We start from the raw sequence: 20134 nt of genomic DNA, 5'->3' as shown, positions 1-20134 counted from the left end.
TCACTAAGCTCGCGAGCATGGTCGAACAAGCGCCGTCCACCGTGTACATCGCCTCGCCCGAGGGTGACACCGGAAAATCTACGGTGGCACTGGGTGTCCTCGGCATGCTGTGCGCGACCACCGCACGCGTCGGCGTGTTCCGTCCGATCACCCGTTCCACCGACGAACCCGACTACATCCTCGAACTGCTGCTCGAGCACAGCACCGCCGATATCAGCTACGAGCAGGCCGTCGGCGTCACCTACGAGGACGTCCACCGCGACCCCACGGCCGCGATCAGCGACATCGTGATGCGTTTCCACGACGTCGCCAAGGCCTGTGACGCGGTGGTGATCGTCGGCAGCGACTACACCGACGTCGCCAGCCCGAGCGAGCTGCGCTTCAACGCCCGGATCGCGGTGAACCTGGGCGCGCCGGTCCTGCTGGTCGTTCGCGGCGCGGAACGTACGCCCGGCGAGGTCAAGCAATTGGTCGAACTGTGTACCGCCGAGCTCGCCACCGAGCACGCCCACCTGGTCGCGATCGTCGCCAATCGGTGCGCTCCCGACGAGCTCGACGACATCGCGACCGCCCTGGCCGGTTTCGATGTGCCGTCCTGGACGCTGCCCGAGGTGCCGCTGCTGATGGCGCCGACCATGGGCGAGCTGTGCGAGGCGATCGACGGCGAAATCTACAGTGGCGACCCGGAATTGCTGCAGCGTGAGGCGCTGCGCATCATGGTCGGCGGCATGACCGCCGAACACATCCTGGAGCGGCTCTCCGACGGTGTGGTGGTGATCGCCCCGGGCGACCGCTCCGACGTGCTGCTCAGCCTGGTGAACGCCCATGAGGCAGAGGGCTTCCCGTCGCTGGCGGGCGTGATCATGAACGGCGGTCTTCGCCCGCATCCGGCCATCGCGCGGCTGATGGAGGGCCTGCACCCCAGGCTGCCGATCCTGGCCACCGAGCTGGGTACCTACGACACCGCCAGTGCCGTGCACGGCACCCGCGGCCGGATGTGGGCGGGTAGCCCGCGCAAGGTCGACACCGCGCTCGCGCTGATGGAGCAGCGGGTCGACGCGCCGGAGCTGTTGCGGCGCATCCAGGTTCCGTCCTCGGCTGTCGTGACACCGCAGATGTTCGAATACCGGCTGATCGAACGCGCCCGCGCCGACCGCAAACGCATCGTGCTGCCCGAGGGCGACGACGACCGCATCATTCGTGCGGCCGGTCGGGTGCTGCAGCGCAAGATCGCCGACCTCACCATCCTCGGTGACGAGACCTCGGTACGGGCCCGTGCCGCCGAGCTGGGTGTCGATATCGCCGACGCCCAGGTGATGGCGCCGCGCACCTCGGGCTATCTCGACGAATTCGCCGCCGAATACACCGAATTGCGCAAGCACAAGGGCATGACGCTCGAGCGTGCGCGCGAAACCATGTCCGACATCTCGTATTTCGGCACCATGATGGTCTACAAGGGGATCGCCGACGGCATGGTCTCCGGTGCCGCGCACACCACCGCGCACACGATCCGCCCCTCGTTCGAGATCATCAAGACGGTGCCCGGGGTCTCCACGGTGTCGAGCGTGTTCCTGATGTGCTTGGCCGATCGTGTGCTCGCCTATGGCGATTGCGCGGTGGTGCCCGATCCGACCTCGGAGCAGCTGGCCGATATCGCGGTGTCCTCGGCGGGCACGGCGGCCCGTTTCGGGATCGACCCCCGGGTGGCGATGTTGTCCTACTCGACCGGCGCGTCCGGCACCGGCGCCGACGTCGACAAGGTGCGCACGGCCACCGAACTCGTGCGTGAGCGTGCGCCGGAACTGCCGGTGGAAGGCCCGATCCAGTACGACGCGGCGATCGAGCCCGCCGTCGCCAGCGCCAAGCTGCCCGATTCCGAAGTGGCGGGCAAGGCCACGGTTTTCGTCTTCCCCGACCTCAATACCGGCAACAACACCTACAAGGCGGTGCAGCGCAGCGCGGGCGCGGTCGCGATCGGGCCGGTGCTCCAGGGTCTGCGCAAGCCGGTGAACGATCTCTCGCGCGGCGCACTGGTCGCCGACATCGTCAACACGGTGGCGATCACCGCCATCCAGGCTCAGGGGGATGGCAAGTGAGTGACCTTGTTCTGGTGCTGAACAGTGGCTCCTCGTCGATCAAGTATCAACTGCTGCATGCTGTTTCGGCGCAGGTGCTGGCATCCGGCCTGGTCGAGAAGATCGGCGAGTCGCACGGCGGCAGGATCGTGCACGAGGCGGGGACGGCCGAACTCGAATACGACGGGGCGATACCCGACCACAGAGCCGGTCTGGCGCGGGCGTTCGAGATGTTCCGCGAGACCGGCCTCGACCTGACCACGATCGGCATCGGCGCGGTCGGGCACCGGGTGGTGCACGGCGGCGAGGTGTTCTGGGAACCGACCCTGATCACCGACGATGTGCTGCACGCGATCGACGAACTGTCGGTGCTCGCGCCGCTGCACAATCCCGCCAACGTGGTCGGTATCGAGTCGACGCGGGAGCTGCTGCCCGGCGTTCCCGAGGTCGCGGTCTTCGACACGGGGTTCTTCCACACCTTGCCCGACGCCGCCAAGACCTACGCGATCGACGCGAAACTCGCCGCGGCCCACGGTATTCGCAAGTACGGCTTCCACGGGACCTCGCACCAGTACGTGTCGGAGAAGGCCGCGGAGTACCTGGGGAAACCGACCGAAGAGCTGAACCAGATCGTTTTCCACCTGGGGAACGGGGCGTCGGCTTCCTCGATCCGAGGGGGCGTCGCGATCGACACCACCATGGGGATGACCCCACTCGAAGGTCTGGTGATGGGAACCAGGCCGGGCGATCTGGATCCCGGCGTCACGCCGTATCTCATGCGGGCGGCCGATCTGGACGTGAGTCAGGTGGAGCAACTGCTCAACCGCAGTTCCGGCCTCAAAGGCATGAGCGGGGTCAACGACTTCCGCGAATTGCAGCAGCTCATCGACGGCGGCGACACCCAGGCGAAGCTCGCCTACGACGTCTACATCCACCGCCTGCGCCGCTATCTCGGCGCCTACCTGGTGGAACTCGGCACCGTCGACACCATCATCTTCACCGCCGGTGTGGGGGAGAACAGCTCGGCGGTGCGCGCCGACGCACTGGCGGGTCTGCAGGCGCTGGGCATCGACATCGACCCGGCCCGCAATGAGAAGAGAGCGCCGGGCATCCGCCGCATTTCGCCGGAGTTCGCCCCGGTGACTGTGCTGGTGGTACCCACCAACGAAGAACTGGCCATTGCCCGCGCGGCCCACGAGCTGGTGGGCGGGCACTGAGCTCAGAACCAGGATTTGGGTCGTAGCGAGTTCGCCAGATCGACGAGGGCGTAGCGGTGCGTCCGGTCCGGGGCGTTGCGGGCGAGCGAGCGCAGACCGGATTCGGTGCCGTCGCGCAGTTCGCGTTCGGTGAAGGCGCGGCCGAACAGCTTGGCGTCCTTACGTTTCGGTGTGTTCCCGGCCTGTAGCCAGGCCAATGCCGAGCCCTGGACCAGCGTGCGCATGAGGGTGGCGCGGTGCTCGCCCGCTGGGATGGACTGGGCGCGCGAGGCGGCCAGCCGCAGGATCTGCTCGTCGAGTTCGGCGACGGGAGAGCTGGTGAGCAGCAACAGGATCGCCGTGGTCTGAGCGGTGGTGAAGTGGCGGGACGCGGCGGGCACATCGTCGAGGGCGTGGACCGCTTCGCCGACTCGCCCGGCCACCGCCAGCTGTCTGGCCAGGCCGAATGCCGCGCTCACCACGGCCCTGTCGGTGCGCCAGACGGTGTCGTAATAACGTTCGGCGAAGCTTCGCCACTGTTCGGGGGCGTCGGAATCCCAGTGTTGCAGAATGAGTTCCGCAGTGGCGGCCAACGCCAGCTTCGGCGCGATCTCGCCCGGCAGCACCCGCAACACCGCCTCGAACGACGCGAAGGCGGCCTCGTAGTCGAGTTCGAGCAGATGTGCCTGACCGGTGAACCAGTCGGTGCGCCAATCGGATTCGCTGGGCACCCGATCGAGCATGTGCAACACCGCCGCCGACTCGCCCAGTTCCAGCCGCGCTCGCGCCTCGGCGAAGAGCAGTTCGCCCGCCAGGGTCTCGGGTGCGTTGTCCGGATCGGCCTCGGCCCGCTCGCGGGAGTCGTGCAGCGCCTCGAGCACCCGCTCCGGTTCGGGGTTGGCGGTGGCGGCCAGCAGCGGCGCCGACGGGTCGGCGGGGTCGATCAGCGGAATCGGCAGTGCGGCCACCACATCGCGGGAATCCAGCAGCGGCGAGCGACCGACACCGTCGAGATAGGCGTCGGTCTGGCTGATCAGTTCCTCGGTCCCGAAGCTGGTGCGCTGTGGACTGAACACTGTGGACAGCTGTGGATGTTCCGTGCCGGTGTCGTAGGCGAGGATCTCGCGCAACACACCGGCCAGCTGCGCCGACATCGCCCGCGCCGACGGAAAGCGCTGTGCCGGATCGGGATCGGTGGCGGTGAGCAGGAATCGGTGGAAGAACTCGTAGCGGGCCAGCAGCGGTTCGTCGGCGGGGTCGGGGATGCCGTCGAGGTAGCGGCCGTGTTCGCTGGGCAGCGCCAGCGTGAGCGCGGCGATCGTCCGGCCCACGGTGTAGACGTCGGAGGCGGGCGTCGGCCCGGTGCGGGCGATCTCGGGCGCCTGGAAACCCTTGGTGCCGTACAGGTTCCCATAGGCGTCGATGGTGGCGACCGCGCCGAGGTCGATGAGCTTCACCTGGTCCTCGGTGACCATCACGTTGTCGGGCTTGAGGTCGTTGTAGGTGAGGCCGATCGAATGCAGATGTTCCAGCGCGGGCAGGATCTCCAGCACATACGCGATGGCCTCGGCCAGCGGCATCTGCTCGCCCCGTGGCCTGGCATCGAGAATGTCGCGCAGCGAATGCCCGCCCACGTACTCCATCACGATGTAGCCGATGGACCCGTCACCCGCGGTGTGCTCGACGAAGTTGTGGATCTTGACGATGCTCGGGTGCGCCACCTCGGCCAGGAACTGGCGCTCGGCCACCGCGACGGCCTGCGCCTCGGCGTCACCCGCGTGCAGCAGGCCCTTGAGTACCACCCACCGATCGCTCACATTGCGGTCGATGGCCAGATAGATCCAGCCGAGACCGCCGTGCGCGATGCACCCCTGGATCTCGTACTGCCCGGCGACCATATCGCCCTCGTGCAGCGACGGCCGGAAATCGTAAGCTGCCCCGCAGGTTTCGCATTCCCCGCTGGTCGAAGCGGCTCGCGCCGGCGTCGACCGCCCGACCGGATTGCCGCAGCGCCAACAGAACCGGCGGCCTTCCGAGACCATCGGATCGGCCAGCACGGCGTCGCGCGGGTCCGCCGGGGTGACCGTCGGAATCGGCACCAGCCCGGCGCCGAGCCGCCGCGTCGGCCGTGACCGCGCGGTCCGCACACTGCGCCCCGACCGCGCGGTACTCACCCCGGTCTGTGGCGCGGACGGCCAGGGATCGGACGCTCGTGCGCCGGTCTGATCGTCGCGCTGGGCTGCCTCGGTCGCCGCGTGCGGGGCGTTCACCGGAACCCGCTGTGCCGCTTCGGTCGCCGCGTAGGGCGCGGTTTCGGCGGGGCGATGGGCCATTTCGGTCGCCGCGTAGGGCGCGGTCTCGCGGGTGTGCTGTGCGTCCTCGGCCGCCGCGCTCGGCGTGGCCTCGGGGGCGCGTTGCGTCGCTTCGGTCGGGACATACGCGGCGGATTCGTGTGCCGTCGGTGCGGGTCTGCTCGCCCGCTGCGTAGCGAGGTGGTCCTGCGACGTTCCCGAGTCGGCGGGGGGAACGTCGCCCGATCGCGGGTCGGCGCCGGACTCCTCGGCACGCCGGGTGGCGTCGGTCGCCGGGGTCTGGTCGCGGCTGCTCGCTTGTTTGCCGGCGAACTCCGCGGCCGCCTCGGCGGTGAGCTTGGGCAGTGGCCGTGTCTCGTCGTCGCCGGGCAGCGTCCATCCGCCGGGCAGGGTGCCCGGACGGTGGCGCTGGGTCAGCTGGGTCGGCTCGCGCCGTTCCTGGTCATCCGGCGCAGCGGCGTGGGGTGTCGATTGCCCTGTTCCGTCATCGGTCGGGTTCGTGCTCATGGCCGTCAGTCCTGGTACTTCGGTGCGGGCGGGCTCGGTGTCTCGCCGAGCGTCGCGAGCCAGCGGCGGTGGATGCGGGTCCAGGTGCCGTCGTTGCGGATGCGGTCCAGGGTGGAGTTGACGAAACGCACCAGGTCGTCGTCGCCCTTGGGGATCCCGATGCCGTACGGCTCGGCGCTGATGCTCCCGCCCACCACTTCGGTATAGGGGTCCTGGGCGGCCAGGCCCGCCAGGATCGAGTCGTCGGTGCTCACGGCGTCGACCTGGCGTTGTTGCAGCACCACCAGGCAGTCGGCCCACGTCGGCACCGTCAGGATCGTGGCGGCAGGCTGGTCGCGGCGGATGTGGTCGAGCGAGGTGGTGCCGCGCACCACGCACACCCGCTTGCCCGCCAGATCGGCCAGGCCGTTGATGCCCGAACCCTTCACCGCGAGCACCCGCTGGTCGGCCCGCAGGTACACCGTCGAGAAGGCCACCCGCTGACGTCGCTCGCAGGTGATCGTCATCGTCTTCGCGATCAGGTCGACCGTGTGATCCTGCAGTGCCCGCTCGCGCTCTTCCGAAGCGAGACTGCGGTATTCGATCAGATCAGGATTGCCGAGCAGGTCGCGGGCGATCTCGCGGGCGATGTCGGCGTCGAACCCGACGATGCGACCGGTGAGCGGATCGCGGAAGCTGAACAGGTTGCTGCCCGCGTCGAGGCCCACGACGAGCCTGCCGCGCGCGCGAATGGCATCGATCGTCGGGCCCGTGGCGGTGCTCGGTCGCAGACTCGCGGTCGGATCGCCGCACTGTTCGCCGCCGGTGGGAGGCACCGGGGTGTCGGTGCCGATCGGAATGGCCTTGGCGGGCAACGGCGGCTCGGAATAGACACCCCGCTCAGCGGGCGTGGGGGTGCCCTCGGAGCAGCCTGCGAGGAGTCCGGCCAGCATCAGCGCCGCGACAACCCGGCCGCGCCTCATCGGTACTCCCGCAGTCGCGGCCACAGCCCGAGCGCGACGCATGCCGCCGCCGCGATGCCGAGCACGAACGCGCCGGGGGCGAGGAACGACAGCACGTCGATCGCTTGCGAGACCTTGGCGCGCAGGGTGTCTCGCGTCACCGCGCCCGCCTTGTCCAGTGCCCGGTCGAGTGCGTCGACCTGGGCGGCGGAATCTGCGGCGCTCGGACCGGTCGCGACGGTGGCCGCGCCCACGAAATCGCCCCGCTCGAGGGTGTCGTTCATCCGCTGATGGGCAGACTGCCAGCGGGTGAGCGCGGCGCGCGCGTGCGCCACCTCGTCGCGGGCCGGTGCGTCCCCGGGGTAACCGGCGAGCAGCTCGTTGAGCCGGGCGGCGTTCGTATCGAAGGTGCGGTCGTAGTCGCCGGTCGCGTCGCGGCGGACCAGCTTCACCATTTCCGCTGATCTGGCTTGCTGCACGAGGATTCGGCTCTCGGCCAATCGCGCCGATGGCACCGCGCCCTCGTCCCGGCAGCGAATCATCGCCACCGCGGACAGCGAACCGGCCGCCACCGTCCAGATCAGGGTGAGCGCCAGCGCGCCGGTGCCGACCAGCAAGCCCATATTGAAGAATCGGCGCGAGCGCCGCGCCAGCTCGACCTGCACCCAGATCAGCGCGCCGAGCGCCACCACGAGCAGCACGATCGCCGTCCACGGTGGTTGCACGTGCCGGTACTGCGCGGCGGTCACCGCGTCGAAGCGGTGGTCCTCCAGCTCCTCGGCCATCGGCAGCAGTCCGGTCTGCATCTGATGTGATGCCTCGCTCAGATAGGCCGCGCCGACGGGATAGCCGTTGCGATTGTTTACCCGCGCGGTCTCGATCAGCCCGCTGTAGACGGGCAGCCCGGTCGCGATGCCGGTGCGCAGGCGGCGGTCGGTGCCCGAGGGATCGGCCGCCTCTTCGTCGGAGACGTGCCCGGCCTGGGTCACCAGTTCGGCGGCGGCCTCACCGATGGCCTGGGTATAGCGGTCGCGCACCGCTTGGGGTTCGAGTCCGCCCGCGATGAACGCGGTGCCCGCGGCGGCGTCGGCGATGGAGAGCGAGGTGTAGAGGTGGTTGGCCGAATGCGCGTCGGGTTCGGTGTCGTCGAGCAGGACGCCGAGAGCTTGCTGACGCTCGCTCACGGTCGTCGAAGTCACCGCGCCCGCGGTGACGCACAGCACCATCAGGACCAGTCCGGCGGCGACGAGCCGTCCCGGCGAGGAGTGCGCGAAGCTGCGCAACCGGGCGGGTTGGAACTGCGCGCGCAACGCTCTGACGTCGGGCGCGGGCGGCCGGTCGACCGGCGCGGCCGGTCGGCGCAGCGGCGCCCAGCGCGGTGTCACCGGCGCCGCGCCGGCCGTCTCGGAGTGCTTCGCACCCGTCGTGGCCTGCGATGACGGGCGAACACGGACGGCCGCCACCTCCGTCGAGGCATTGCGATTCCCCGGTTCGACCATCGTTCACCTCCCGGCGCTGTCCGTGCACACCTACCTGTGCGGAGTTTATTGTGGGCCTACGGGTAGCGCAGCCCCTCACACACCCCCGCAGCGGTTGCTGTACGGCTGCTCGGAGGAAAGAGTATGGGATGCGCGGCGACGGAGACGGCTGGTTCAAGGGCCCCGATGGGGCCAAGCACTGGGGAAAATTCGGTGCGGCGGGTCTGCTGCTGCGCGCACCGCTGCCCGGTGGCGGGTCCGCGGTGCTGTTGCAGCACCGGGCGCCGTGGAGTCATCAGGGCGGCACCTGGGCGCTGCCCGGTGGGGCGCGTGACTCGCACGAGTCCCCCGAGCACGCGGCGGTCAGGGAGGCCGAGGAGGAAGCGGGCATCGCCGCCGCCGACCTCCGGGTCCGGGCCGAGCGCCTGACCATGACCGCCCCGAGCGGCTGGACCTACATCACCGTCATCGCCGACGCCGACAAGCCGCTGCCCACGGTCGCCAACAAGGAGAGCGCCGAACTGGCCTGGGTCCCCGAGGACGAGGTCGCCGAACTGCCGTTGCATCCCGGCTTCGCCGTCTCCTGGATCGAACTGCGCGCGGTGCCGTTGCGCGTGCGCCTCGAGGCCGACGCCGAGCTCGCGGAAGCGCTACCCCGCACAGTCGAATTGCCCGACCAGGGCTTCTTCTGGCTGCACGCGCGGGTCGACGGCCCCGGCGTCGAAGTCGTTCTCGATGGTGAGCCCACCGAAGGCCCGGTCCTCACCAGGGCAGACGTTCTCGCCTGAGTTCGGTGCGCCACCTCGTCGACCCGACTGCGCGCACATCAACGCACGGCCGCCGTGGCGCTCAGTCGGCGGCGAGGAGCGCTTGCTTCAGTTCGCGAGCCGCGGCTTCCGGATCGGCGGCTTCGGTGATCGCGCGGACGACGACCACGCGGCGCGCACCGGCGGCCAGCACCTCCGGGAGCCGTTGCGCGTCGACGCCGCCGATGGCGAACCAGGGGAGTGTGGGATGGGACTCGGCGGTCGAGCGGACGAAGTCGACGCCCGCGGCCTGGCGACCGGGCTTGGTCGGCGTGGTCCAGATCGGGCCGGTGCAGAAGTAGTCGAGGTGGCCGTCGATCGCGGCCAGGCTCGCCTGGTTGCGGTTGTGGGTGGAGCGGCCGATCACCACATCGGGGCCGAGGACACGTCGCGCGTAGGACGGCGGCAGGTCGCCCTGGCCGAGGTGCAGCACATCGGCGCCCGCCGCGAGTGCGATATCGGCGCGATCGTTCACCGCGAGCAAGGCGCCGTGGCGGCGGGTCGCGGCCTTGATCTCGGCGAGCGCACCGAGCTCGGCCTTCGCCTCGAGCGGCCCGAATTCGGCCTCGCCCGGCGATCCCTTGTCCCTGAGCTGCACGATGTCGACTCCGCCCGCCAGCGCCGCGTCGACGAAGCGGGACAGATCGCCTTTTTCCCGCCGCGCATCGGTGCACAGATACAGCAGTGCACTCGACAGGCGCTCCCGTGGCGGGACGGAACGGTTCGGATGGGAGGGCTGCACGTTGTCGACGGTAGTCGCGCTACCGTTGGAGTGCGAACGCCGTGGCGGGCGGTAGGCGAAAAAGACAGGTGGAACGTGATGCGAACTCTGGCGGTCGTTGGCGGCGGCGCCGTCGGACTTGCCGTCGCATGGCGGGCCGCCGAGGCAGGCTGGACGGTCACCGTCTACGACCCCGAACCCGCGCGCGGCGCCTCCTTCGTGGCCGGTGGGATGCTCGCTCCGCTGTCGGAAGGCTGGCCGGGGGAGGACAGGGTGCTCGCCTTCGGCGCGGCCGCGCTGGCGCAGTGGCCCGCTTTCGCCGAACGGCTCCGAGCGGTCTCGGGTGAATCGATGTTCGTGGCCGGGGAGACGCTCACCGTCGCCCTCGACGGCGCCGATGTCACGGACCTGCGCACCGTCTCGGACTGGCTGGCCGGTTTCGGTCACGATCTGCGGGTGCTCGACCGTGCGGGAGTCCGCGCACTGGAACCCGCGCTCGCGCGCACCGTCCGCGCCGGCCTGCACGCGAAAACCGAACCCGCCATCGACAATCGGCGCGTACTGCGTGCGCTCCGATCCGCCTGCGCCGTTGCCGGTGTCGAGATCCGTGCCGAAGCCGTTGCCGCGCTGGATGATCTACCGCATGACCGGATAGTTCTCGCGGCGGGCGCCCGCTCCGCCGAGCTCTGGCCCGGCCTGCCGGTGCGCCCGGTGAAGGGTGAAATCCTCCGGTTGCGTCGCAGGCCCGGCGTCAGCCCGCCACCGACCAGGGTGATCCGCGCCCGGGTCCACGGCAGGCAGGTCTACCTGGTTCCCCGCGAAGACGGAATCGTCGTCGGTGCAACACAATACGAAGCGGGCTTCGACACCACCGTCACCGTCGGCGGTGTCCGTGACCTGATCGCCGACGCCGAAACCATCCTGCCCGGCATCGCCGAATACGAACTGGCCGAAGCGAACGCGGGCTCACGGCCGGGCACCCCCGACAACCTGCCGCTGCTCGGCCACCTCGACGACCGGGTCGTCGCCGCCACCGGTCACGGCCGCAACGGCATGCTCACCCTCGCGCTCACCGCGGCGGTCGTGCCCGCACTGCTCGACGGCGAGACCCCCGTGGTCGTCGAAGCCGCAGCACCTCAACGTTTTCCGGCATCGCAGATGCCATCTCTGTCGCAAGGAGGAGTTCGATGACCTCGACCATCCCGATCGGTGTCACCGTCAACGGTGTCGACCACGAGTTCCCCGAGCCGCTCAGCGTCCGTGAACTGCTGACCAAGCTCGAATTGCCCTGCCAGGGTGTGGCATTGGCGGTCGACGGCGCGGTCTTCTCGAAGTCGCGCTGGGACGAGCCGGTCGGGCGCGGCTGGACCATCGAGGTGCTCACGGCGGTGCAGGGTGGCTGAGTCGCCGTTGCGGATCGCCGACAAGGAGTTCGGCTCCCGCCTGATTATGGGCACCGGGGGCGCCGAAAACCTCGCCGTCCTCGAACAGGCACTGATCGCCTCCGGCACCGAGCTCACCACCGTCGCCATGCGCCGGGTCGACGCCGCGGGCGGCACCGGCGTGCTCGACCTGCTCAAGCGCCTCGACATCACCCTGCTGCCCAACACCGCGGGCTGTCGCACCGCCGCCGAAGCCGTACTCACCGCCCAGCTGGCCCGCGAGGCGCTCGACACCAACTGGGTCAAGCTCGAGGTGGTCGCCGACGACCGCACCCTGCTGCCGGACCCGTTCGAGCTCCTCGACGCCGCCGAGAAGCTCGTCGACGACGGTTTCGTGGTCCTGCCGTACACCACCGACGACCCGATCCTCGCCCGCCGCCTCGAAGAAGCGGGCTGTGCCGCCGTGATGCCGCTCGGCTCACCGATCGGCACGGGCCTGGGTATCGGCAACCCCCACAACATCGAGATGATCGTCGCCGCCGCCGGGGTCCCCGTGATCCTCGACGCCGGCATCGGCACCGCCAGCGACGCCGCTCTCGCCATGGAACTCGGTTGCTCGGCAGTCCTGCTCGCTACCGCCGTGACCAGGGCGAAAGAGCCCGAACTCATGGCATCGGCCATGTCGGCCGCGGTGCGTGCGGGCTATCTGGCCAGGCAGGCGGGCCGTATCCCCAAGCGTTTCTGGGCTCAGGCTTCTTCCCCCAGCCGTCTAAGGGTCGAAGGTCATCCTCGAGGATGACCCGACTCGCTACTTCTCGGCGACGCGCGGCACGGCGATCGTGAGGCAAGCTGGGGCGCATGATCGAGCTGAAGGGCCTGACGAAGCAATTCGGCCAGACCGTCGCGGTGCAGGACCTCACGTTCACCGTCCGACCAGGACTGGTGACCGGGTTCCTCGGACCCAACGGTGCCGGTAAATCGACGACCATGCGGATGATCCTCGGATTGGACAAGCCGACGGCGGGCAGCGCGCTCATCGACGGCAAGCAGTACCAGCAGCTGGAACGCCCGCTCACGCAGGTCGGCGCGCTGCTGGATGCCAAGTGGGTGCATCCGAACCGCTCGGCGCGCGCCCACCTGGAGTGGCTGGCCGCCTCCAACGACATCCCGAAGTCGCGGGTCGAAGAGGTCCTGCGCCTGGTCGGCCTGTCCGAGGTGGCGAACAAGAACGCGGGCGGATTCTCGCTCGGTATGTCCCAGCGCCTGGGCCTGGCGGGCGCGCTGCTCGGCGACCCGAAGGTGCTGCTGTTCGACGAGCCGGTCAACGGCCTCGACCCGGAGGGCATCCTGTGGATCCGCCGGTTCATGCAGCGCCTGGCCGCCGAGGGCCGCACGGTGCTCGTGTCGAGCCACCTGCTCTCGGAGATGTCGCAGACCGCCGAGCAGCTCATCGTCATCGGTCGTGGTCAGCTGATGTTCGACGGCACCACCCAGGAGTTCATCGACCGCGCCTCCGAGCAGTCGGTACGCGTGCGCAGCCCGCAGCTGGATCAGCTGCGCAGCCTGCTCACCTCGCACGGCATGACCGTGAAGGAAGACGGCGACGCCGCGCTGATCGTCGCGGGCGTCACTTCCGACGAGGTCGGCAAGGTGGCGGGCACGAACAACGTCACGCTCTACGAGCTGGCACCGCAGCAGGCCTCGCTCGAGGAAGCGTTCATGCGGATGACCGGCGGCGCCGTGGAGTACCACGGTGAAAGCTTCGATCAACAGGCGATGGGAGGTGCGCTCTGATGGGCGTGCTCGCAGCGGAACGAATCAAACTCACCTCCACCCGTTCGCCCTGGTGGTGCTCGGCGGTCGTGGTGGTGCTCGGCATCGGCCTCGCCGTGCTGATCGCCTTGGTCACCAATGCCGACTCCACCGGGGATTCCGGCGAGGGCCCGCCGTTGCTCACCCCGAGCGTGGCGGTGTCGGGTGTCGCCGGTTTCGGCGTCATGGTCTTGATGATCATGGCCGCGTTGACGGTGACCAGCGAATATCGCTTCGGCGTCATCCGCTCCAGCTTCCTCGCGGTCCCGAACCGATCCAAGGTCGTGCTGTCGAAGACCGCGCTGGTCGGCTTCTATTCGGCCGTGCTCACCGGTGTGCTCGCGCTCATCGCGTTCATCGTGGCCAAGCTGATCACCGGTGACGACGCTCCCGGTCTCGTGCTCGACGGCAACTGGCGAGCCATCTACAGCGTGCCGATCTACGCGTTCCTGTGCGTCATGCTCGCCATCGGCGTCGGTGTGCTGGTGCGCCAGTCGGCCGCGGCGATCTCGCTGATCGTGCTGTGGTCGCTGCTGCTGGAGAACCTGCTCGGCGCGTTCGGCAGCTTCGGCCGCACCGTCAAGCCGTTCCTGCCCTTCCAGAACGCGAACCGTTTCCTGAGCGTCGAGGAGTACGCAGGCGACTGGCACTGGGGCGTGTGGGGAAGCCTGATCTACTTCGCCGTGTTCGTGGCGATCGTGTTCGCCGGCGCGCTCGTGCTGGTCAACCGCCGCGACGCCTGACAATCCAACCCCGGGCCGCCCTCGTAATGGCCCGGGTCGCGAGGGCCGCGACCTTGTCGGGAGGTCGTGGGACCCGAACCTTCGGGCTTCCGCTGCCCGGTAGCTCGAAGGTAGGACCGCCGGTCCGCTGCACACAAGCAGCGGACCGGCGGTCGTCGTTGGGTGAGATAACCTTTTGGCGTGAGTGAAACGCCTTCTGGCGGGGTGAATCCGCGGCGGCGCGACGCCGCGGACGTGTCCATCCCGTTGGAGCCGATCGTGAGTGAATCCGCCGAGTCCGACACCGATGCGCGCGCGAGCCGCAAGCGCGCCCAGATCTCGTCGAAGCTGCAAGCGGCCAACCGGCGGGCGGACCTGATCGGCGCCCTGCGCAGGGCACGCCAACAGCTGCCCGGCGACCCGGCTTTCGGCGACCCGCTGTCGGTGACAGGACCCGGTGGTGCGCGCGCGGTGGCCCGGGCGGCGGACAAGATCGCGGGCGGCGCCCCGACCGCGGCCAGGGAAATCGGTTTCGGTGCCCTGCAGGTGTGGCAGGCGGGGCTGGAGCGGATCGGCCGTGGGCGCGGCTCCGAGGAGGTGACCATCGTGTTCACCGACCTGGTGGGGTTCTCGAGCTGGTCGCTGTCGGTGGGCGACGAGCGCACCCTGGAACTGCTGCGCAAGGTCGCCAAGGCCATCGAGCCGCCGATCGTCGAGCGTGGCGGTCAGGTGGTCAAGCGGATGGGCGACGGTCTGATGGCGGTGTTCTCCTCGCCCGATCGTGCCGTGCGCGCCGCGCTGGCGGCCCGGCGCAATCTCGCCGGGGTCGAGATCAACGGCTACACCCCGCGGATGCGGGTCGGTCTGCACACCGGCTCGCCCCGGGAGATCGGCGGCGACTGGCTCGGCGTCGACGTCAATATCGCTGCCAGGATGATGGAGGCGGGCGGCAACGGCAACATGATGATATCCAGCATCACGTTGGCCGCGTTGCGTCCGGAAACCCTCGATGAGCTGGGTGTTGTCGCCAAACCCTACAAGCGCAACTTCTGGGCGGCGCCGCTGAACGGCGTCCCGGAAGACGTCAGGATCTTCAAGCTACACACGTCGGGCTGAGCGCTTCTCCAGCCGATCCTGTTCCTTCCAGTAGGCGCGGAACGCCTGCTGGGTCGGGGTCGGCTTGGTGGTCAGCGCCTGCCAGTTCGTCGAACGAACGAAGTCGATGATGAGCAGCACCGGCAGGATGAACGCGTGGAAGAAGATCAGGTAGTCGCCGCCTTCGAACACGAACCACAGGTACCCCGCGTATCCGAGGAACGCGATGCCGAACACCGCGTTGAGCGCGCGTGAGAGCTGGCTGCGGCCGTTGTCGACGTTGGCCATGATGATCATCGCGAGGCCGCTGAGCGCGAGCAGGCCGACATACCAAGTGAACATGTCGGCAAGCCAACAGCCCCTGCCTTGCCCTGATCTTGCGAAAGCCTTGCTATTCCAGCCAGAGCGCGGCGCCGAGGCCCGCGAGGACAGCGGCGACGATCAAACCGATCGCCACCGGGCGGTTGTTCTTCCAGGTCGTGTACGCGCCGCCGAGCAGGAATCCGGCGAGGGCGAAGAGGAGGACGGACAGCATGGGTTCCATCTTGCCTGGTCGATTGCACGGAATTAACAAGCACGCATGCTTGCTTTTTTTCTGAACCGCTGCGATCCTGGGTGCCATGAGTGCTCTCTCCGCTGACCCGGACCTGATCCGGATCGGGAATTGTTCCGGGTTCTACGGTGACCGGCTCAGCGCCATGCGCGAGATGCTGGAAGGCGGTCAGCTCGACGTGCTGACCGGCGACTACCTCGCCGAACTCACCATGCTGATCCTGGGCCGCGACCGGATGAAGGATCCGAGCCTCGGCTACGCCAAGACCTTCGTCAAGCAGATCAAGGACTGCCTCGGGCTCGCGCTCGAGAAGAACGTCCAGATTGTCACCAATGCCGGCGGGCTGAATCCGGCCGGGCTGGCCGAGCAGTTGCGCAAGGTCGCCGCCGAGCTCGGGCTCGATGCCAAGATCGCGCATGTCGAAGGCGACGACCTGGTCTCGCGGGCCGCCGAGCTCGACCTGGGTCAGCCGCTCACCGCCAACGCCTATCTCGGCGCGTGGGGCATCGTCGAGTGCCTGAACTCCGGCGCCGACATCGTCGTCACCGGCCGGGTCACCGACGCCTCCGTGATCGTGGGTCCGGCGGCGGCCCACTTCGGTTGGGCCCGTACCGATTACGACGCGCTCGCCGGTGCCGTGGTCGCGGGCCATGTGATCGAGTGCAGCACTCAGGCCACCGGCGGCAACTTCGCCTTCTTCACCGAACTCGGCGACATCGGCCGCCCGGGCTTCCCGATCGCCGAGATCCGGCGCGACGGGTCCTGTGTGATCACCAAGCACGACGGCACCGGTGGCGCGGTCACTGTCGACACCGTCGAAGCCCAGCTCATGTACGAGATCCAGAGCGCGCGCTACGCCGGACCCGATGTCACCACCCGCCTGGACAGCATCGTGCTGAGCCAGGAGGGCAAGGACCGGGTGTTGATCAGCGGCGTCACCGGTGAGCCCCCGCCGCCACAGCTCAAGGTCTCGCTGAACACTCTCGGCGGCTTCCGCAACGAGATGTCGTTCATCCTCACCGGACTCGATATCGAGGCCAAAGCCGCCCTGGCACAACGACAGCTGGAATCCTGGCTGCCGGACAAGCCCGCCGAGCTCACCTGGACCCTGGCTCGCCTCGATCGCCCCGACGCCGAGACCGAAGAGCAGGCCAGCGCGATCCTGCGCTGTGTGGTGCGCGATGCCGACCCGAACAAGGTCGGTCGCGGGTTCTCCAGTGTCGCTGTGGAATTGGCGCTCGCGAGCTACCCGGGCGCCAGCTTCACCGCGCTGCCCGGAAACGGTTCACCCTACGGTGTCTTCACCCCCGGCTTCGTCGACGCGCACGAGGTGCCGCATCTCGCCGTGCTGGCGGACGGTACTCGCCTCGACATCGCCCCTGCCACGGAAACCGTTGTCCTCGAACCTGTTTCCGAACCAGAACTGCCCGCACCCCTGCCGCCCACCGAGACCCGTCGAGTCCCGCTCGGCACGATCGCGCTCGCCCGCAGCGGCGACAAGGGCGGTGACGCCAATATCGGCGTGTGGGTGCGCACCGACGACCAGTGGCGCTGGCTCGTGCACACCCTCACCGTCGAGAAGCTGCGAGAACTCCTCCCCGAGACGGCCGAACTGACCGTCACCCGCCACGTGCTGCCCAACCTGCGCGCGGTCAACTTCATCATTTCCGGCCTGCTCGGCAAGGGCGTCGCCTACCAGGCACGTTTCGACCCGCAGGCCAAGGGGCTCGGCGAATGGCTGCGCTCCCGCCACATCGATATGCCGACGGAGCTGTTCGCATGACCTCAGTTTGGGAAACGCCGGAGCGAAAAGAGCTGCGCGCCACCGTGCGCGGGTTCGTCGAGCGGGAGATCCTGCCCGACCTCGATGCCTGGGAGCGGGCCGGTGAACTGCCGCGCGAGCTGCACAAGAAGGCGGGCGAACTCGGCCTGCTCGGCATCGAGTACCCGGAATCGGCGGGCGGCGAGGGCGGCAACGCCATCGACTCGGTGATCGTGGGCGAGGAGATTCATGTCGCCGGTGCGTCCGGCGGGCTGTGGGCCTCACTGCTGACCTGTGGAATCGCGCTGCCGCACATGATCGCCTCGGGCAACCAGGCTCAGATCGACCAGTGGGCCAAGCCGACGCTGGCCGGTGACCTGATCGGTTCGCTGGCCATCACCGAACCCGGCGGCGGTTCCGATGTCGGCCACCTCACCACCACGGCCGTGCGCGATGGTGAGGACTTCATCATCAACGGCGCCAAGACCTTCATCACCTCGGGCTGCCGTGCCGACTTCGTCGTCACCGCGGTGCGCACGGGCGGCCCCGGCGCGGCCGGTGTTTCGCTGATCGTGGTGCCGAAGGACACGCCGGGCTTCACCGTCAGCCGCAAGCTGGAGAAGATGGGCTGGCTGGCCTCGGATACCGCCGAGCTGTCGTACGTGGACGTACGGGTGCCGGCGTCGAACCTGGTCGGCGCCGAGAACAGCGGCTTCGCGCAGATCGCCGCCGCGTTCGTCAGCGAGCGGGTGGGCCTCGCGGTGCAGGCGTATTCGCTGGCCCAGCGCGCGCTCGACCTCACCGTGCAGTGGTGCCGCGATCGCGAGACCTTCGGCCGACCGCTGATCAGCCGCCAGAAGGTGCAGATGACGCTCACCGATATGGCGCAGCGCGTGGATATCTCGCGCACGTACACCCGGGCGCTGGTCGAGCGCTACGTGGCCGGTGAGGAGAACCTGATCGCTCAGGTGTGCTTCGCCAAGAACAACGCCGTCGAGACCGCCGAATGGGTGGCCAACCAGGCCGTGCAGCTGCACGGCGGGATGGGCTACATGCGCGAGGCCGAGGTCGAGCGCATCTACCGCGATGTGCGCATCATCGGCATCGGCGGCGGCACCAACGAGATCCTGACCATGCTGGCGTCGAAAGTATTGGGGTACCAGTCGTGACGACCTTCCGTTCCCTCATCGACACCGCCTCGCCCGAGTACACCGCGGCCGCCGAGGCGATGTCCACCAAGCTCACCGAGGTCGAGGCGGAGTTCGCCAAGGCCATCGCCGGGGGCGGCCCCGAGAAGGTGGCCCGCCACCACAAGCGCGGCAAGCTGACCGCCCGTGAGCGCATCGAGCTGCTGCTAGACGAGGACTCGCCGTTCCTCGAGCTGTGCCCGCTCGCCGCGTGGGGCAGCGACTTCCACGTCGGCGCGTCGACGATCGCCGGTATCGGCCTCGTCGAGGGTGTCGAGTGCATGATCGTCGCGCCCGACCCGACGGTGCGCGGCGGCACGTCGAACCCGTGGACGCTGCGTAAGACACTGCGCATCAACGACATCGTCCGGGAGAATCGTCTGCCGGTGATCTCGCTGGTCGAGTCCGGTGGTGCGGACCTGCCGACGCAGAAGGAAGTGTTCATCCCGGGTGGCGCGATGTTCCGCGACCTCACCCAGGCTTCGGCGGCCGGGATCCCCACCATCTCCTTGGTTTTCGGCAACTCCACCGCCGGTGGCGCGTATATCCCCGGCATGTCCGACTACGTGGTGATGGTCAAGGAAGCCGCGAAGGTCTTCCTCGCGGGCCCGCCGCTGGTGAAGATGGCCACCGGTGAGGACTCCGACGACGAGACCCTCGGCGGCGCCGAGATGCACGCCCGCACCTCCGGTCTGGCCGACTACATGGCCGCCGACGAGCAGGACGCGATCCGCCTCGGCCGCAATATCGTTCGTCGCCTGAACTGGAAGAAGCAGGGCCCGGAGCCGCGCGCGGAGGTGATCTCGCCGATCTACGATCCCGAGGAACTGCTCGGCATCGTGCCCTCGGACCTGAAGATCCCGTTCGATCCCCGCGAGGTCATCGCCCGCGTGGTCGACGGTTCCGACTTCGACGAGTTCAAACCGCTCTACGGTTCGAGCCTGGTCACCGGGTGGGCCGAGATCAACGGCTACCCGATCGGCATCCTCGCCAACGCGCGCGGCGTGCTGTTCTCCGAGGAATCGCAGAAGGCCACCCAGTTCATCCAGCTGGCCAACAAGAAGAACACGCCACTGTTGTTCCTGCACAACACCACCGGCTACATGGTCGGCAAGGAGTACGAGCACGGCGGCATCATCAAGCACGGCGCGATGATGATCAACGCGGTCGCCAACTCCACGGTGCCGCACATCTCGCTGCTGGTCGGCGCCTCCTACGGCGCCGGGCACTACGGCATGTGCGGGCGCGCGTTCAACCCGCGTTTCCTGTTCGCCTGGCCGAGCGCGAAATCCGCTGTCATGGGTGGGGCGCAGCTGGGCGGCGTGCTCACCATCGTGCAGCGCGGTGCGGCCGAGTCCAAGGGCCTGCCGTTCGACGAGGAGGCCGCCGCCGGTCTCGCCGCGATGGTCGAGGCGCAGATCGAGGCCGAGGCCATGCCGATGTTCCTGTCGGGCAGGCTGTTCGACGACGGCATTATCGACCCCCGCGACACCCGCACCGTGCTGGGAATGGCTCTGTCGGCCATTCACACAGCCCCGATCAAGGGCGCCGAGGGCTTCGGCGTCTTCCGAATGTGAGGCGCGAC

Annotated in this window: 18 protein-coding genes; 12 read left to right on the top strand and 6 right to left on the bottom strand. The window is 68.8% G+C overall.

The features are described 5' to 3' along the window. Positions 1-17 precede the first annotated feature (17 nt). Together pta and ACFULV_RS12135 are read left to right on the top strand one after the other, a co-directional pair. On the top strand, positions 18-2096 hold the full coding sequence (gene pta, locus ACFULV_RS12140) for a phosphate acetyltransferase (protein WP_378633673.1): 2079 nt from the start codon (positions 18-20) through the stop codon (positions 2094-2096). Beyond that, the gene (locus ACFULV_RS12135; protein WP_378655828.1) at positions 2093-3292 is read left to right on the top strand and encodes an acetate kinase; all 1200 of its coding nucleotides are present in this window, start codon (positions 2093-2095) and stop codon (positions 3290-3292) included. The genes pta and ACFULV_RS12135 overlap by 4 nt, the downstream gene beginning before the upstream one ends. A 2-nt stretch (positions 3293-3294) precedes the next feature. Here ACFULV_RS12135 and ACFULV_RS12130 read toward each other — a convergent pair whose 3' ends face one another. From ACFULV_RS12130 to ACFULV_RS12120, 3 genes are all read right to left on the bottom strand, one after another. Beyond that, positions 3295-5604, bottom strand: coding sequence for a tetratricopeptide repeat protein (locus ACFULV_RS12130; RefSeq protein WP_378634473.1), 2310 nt, complete (start codon positions 5602-5604; stop codon positions 3295-3297). A 491-nt stretch (positions 5605-6095) separates the two neighbouring features. Beyond that, positions 6096-7052, bottom strand: a complete 957-nt coding sequence (locus ACFULV_RS12125) for a glutamate ABC transporter substrate-binding protein (protein WP_378655825.1) — start codon at positions 7050-7052, stop codon at positions 6096-6098. Next, complete coding sequence (locus tag ACFULV_RS12120) at positions 7049-8530, bottom strand: hypothetical protein (RefSeq protein ID WP_378655823.1); 1482 nt, start codon at positions 8528-8530, stop codon at positions 7049-7051. The genes ACFULV_RS12125 and ACFULV_RS12120 overlap by 4 nt, the downstream gene beginning before the upstream one ends. Before the next feature lie 128 nt (positions 8531-8658). On the opposite strand from ACFULV_RS12120, the gene ACFULV_RS12115 reads away from it, so the two are divergent. Beyond that, on the top strand, positions 8659-9297 hold the full coding sequence (locus ACFULV_RS12115) for an NUDIX domain-containing protein (RefSeq protein ID WP_378655820.1): 639 nt from the start codon (positions 8659-8661) through the stop codon (positions 9295-9297). A 61-nt stretch (positions 9298-9358) separates the two neighbouring features. On the opposite strand, the gene thiE is transcribed toward ACFULV_RS12115, so the two are convergent. Next, positions 9359-10057 (bottom strand): thiamine phosphate synthase, encoded by a 699-nt coding sequence (gene thiE, locus ACFULV_RS12110; protein ID WP_378633686.1) that lies wholly within the window; start codon positions 10055-10057, stop codon positions 9359-9361. 78 nt (positions 10058-10135) lie between these two features. Here thiE and thiO point away from each other — a divergent pair, with 78 nt between their 5' ends. From thiO to ACFULV_RS12080, 6 genes are all read left to right on the top strand, one after another. Beyond that, positions 10136-11227: a glycine oxidase ThiO gene (gene thiO / locus ACFULV_RS12105; RefSeq protein WP_378655818.1), complete on the top strand. Its 1092-nt coding sequence runs from the start codon at positions 10136-10138 to the stop codon at positions 11225-11227. After that, complete coding sequence (thiS, locus tag ACFULV_RS12100) at positions 11224-11439, top strand: sulfur carrier protein ThiS (protein ID WP_378633691.1); 216 nt, start codon at positions 11224-11226, stop codon at positions 11437-11439. Before thiO ends, thiS begins: the two co-directional genes overlap by 4 nt. After that, a complete protein-coding gene (locus ACFULV_RS12095; RefSeq protein ID WP_378655815.1) occupies positions 11432-12217 on the top strand; it encodes a thiazole synthase in 786 nt (261 codons plus the stop codon). Before thiS ends, ACFULV_RS12095 begins: the two co-directional genes overlap by 8 nt. A 59-nt stretch (positions 12218-12276) precedes the next feature. Further along, complete coding sequence (locus ACFULV_RS12090; protein WP_378633694.1) at positions 12277-13212, top strand: ABC transporter ATP-binding protein; 936 nt, start codon at positions 12277-12279, stop codon at positions 13210-13212. Then, positions 13212-13973, top strand: coding sequence for an ABC transporter permease (locus ACFULV_RS12085; RefSeq protein ID WP_378633697.1), 762 nt, complete (start codon positions 13212-13214; stop codon positions 13971-13973). The genes ACFULV_RS12090 and ACFULV_RS12085 overlap by 1 nt, the downstream gene beginning before the upstream one ends. A gap of 240 nt (positions 13974-14213) precedes the next feature. Continuing rightward, entirely contained in the window at positions 14214-15068 is an 855-nt protein-coding gene (locus tag ACFULV_RS12080; RefSeq protein ID WP_378655969.1) for an adenylate/guanylate cyclase domain-containing protein, read from the top strand. Here ACFULV_RS12080 and ACFULV_RS12075 read toward each other — a convergent pair. After that, a complete protein-coding gene (locus ACFULV_RS12075) occupies positions 15051-15389 on the bottom strand; it encodes a hypothetical protein (protein ID WP_378633699.1) in 339 nt (112 codons plus the stop codon). The two genes, ACFULV_RS12080 and ACFULV_RS12075, sit on opposite strands and share 18 nt — an antisense overlap. A gap of 49 nt (positions 15390-15438) precedes the next feature. Then, positions 15439-15582: a hypothetical protein gene (locus ACFULV_RS12070; protein ID WP_378633702.1), complete on the bottom strand. Its 144-nt coding sequence runs from the start codon at positions 15580-15582 to the stop codon at positions 15439-15441. An 85-nt stretch (positions 15583-15667) separates the two neighbouring features. On the opposite strand from ACFULV_RS12070, the gene ACFULV_RS12065 reads away from it, so the two are divergent. The 3 genes from ACFULV_RS12065 to ACFULV_RS12055 are packed head-to-tail and all read left to right on the top strand — an operon-like array spanning position 15668 to position 20126. Beyond that, positions 15668-17383, top strand: a complete 1716-nt coding sequence (locus ACFULV_RS12065; protein ID WP_378655812.1) for an acyclic terpene utilization AtuA family protein — start codon at positions 15668-15670, stop codon at positions 17381-17383. Next, positions 17380-18531: an acyl-CoA dehydrogenase family protein gene (locus ACFULV_RS12060; RefSeq protein ID WP_378633707.1), complete on the top strand. Its 1152-nt coding sequence runs from the start codon at positions 17380-17382 to the stop codon at positions 18529-18531. The genes ACFULV_RS12065 and ACFULV_RS12060 overlap by 4 nt, the downstream gene beginning before the upstream one ends. Beyond that, on the top strand, positions 18528-20126 hold the full coding sequence (locus ACFULV_RS12055; protein WP_358061506.1) for a carboxyl transferase domain-containing protein: 1599 nt from the start codon (positions 18528-18530) through the stop codon (positions 20124-20126). Before ACFULV_RS12060 ends, ACFULV_RS12055 begins: the two co-directional genes overlap by 4 nt. Positions 20127-20134: the final 8 nt, after the last annotated feature.

Origin of the sequence: Nocardia sp. NPDC057272, from assembly GCF_042668615.1 — a bacterium.
In the GTDB taxonomy this organism is placed as follows: domain Bacteria; phylum Actinomycetota; class Actinomycetes; order Mycobacteriales; family Mycobacteriaceae; genus Nocardia.
This window is presented reverse-complemented; position numbering and strand designations above follow the sequence as displayed.

Excerpts from the sequence above, each read along its gene's own strand:
- ACFULV_RS12065 (WP_378655812.1), top strand. The coding sequence starts at position 15,668 with ATGAGTGCTCTCTCCGCTGACCCGGACCTGATCCGGATCGGGAATTGT.
- thiO (WP_378655818.1), top strand. The coding sequence starts at position 10,136 with ATGCGAACTCTGGCGGTCGTTGGCGGCGGCGCCGTCGGACTTGCCGTC.
- ACFULV_RS12075 (WP_378633699.1), bottom strand. The coding sequence starts at position 15,389 with ATGTTCACTTGGTATGTCGGCCTGCTCGCGCTCAGCGGCCTCGCGATG.
- ACFULV_RS12090 (WP_378633694.1), top strand. The coding sequence starts at position 12,277 with ATGATCGAGCTGAAGGGCCTGACGAAGCAATTCGGCCAGACCGTCGCG.
- ACFULV_RS12125 (WP_378655825.1), bottom strand. The coding sequence starts at position 7,052 with ATGAGGCGCGGCCGGGTTGTCGCGGCGCTGATGCTGGCCGGACTCCTC.
- ACFULV_RS12130 (WP_378634473.1), bottom strand. The coding sequence starts at position 5,604 with ATGGCCCATCGCCCCGCCGAAACCGCGCCCTACGCGGCGACCGAAGCG.
- thiS (WP_378633691.1), top strand. The coding sequence starts at position 11,224 with ATGACCTCGACCATCCCGATCGGTGTCACCGTCAACGGTGTCGACCAC.
- ACFULV_RS12060 (WP_378633707.1), top strand. The coding sequence starts at position 17,380 with ATGACCTCAGTTTGGGAAACGCCGGAGCGAAAAGAGCTGCGCGCCACC.
- ACFULV_RS12115 (WP_378655820.1), top strand. The coding sequence starts at position 8,659 with ATGCGCGGCGACGGAGACGGCTGGTTCAAGGGCCCCGATGGGGCCAAG.
- ACFULV_RS12120 (WP_378655823.1), bottom strand. The coding sequence starts at position 8,530 with ATGGTCGAACCGGGGAATCGCAATGCCTCGACGGAGGTGGCGGCCGTC.
- ACFULV_RS12085 (WP_378633697.1), top strand. The coding sequence starts at position 13,212 with ATGGGCGTGCTCGCAGCGGAACGAATCAAACTCACCTCCACCCGTTCG.
- ACFULV_RS12070 (WP_378633702.1), bottom strand. The coding sequence starts at position 15,582 with ATGCTGTCCGTCCTCCTCTTCGCCCTCGCCGGATTCCTGCTCGGCGGC.
- pta (WP_378633673.1), top strand. The coding sequence starts at position 18 with ATGGTCGAACAAGCGCCGTCCACCGTGTACATCGCCTCGCCCGAGGGT.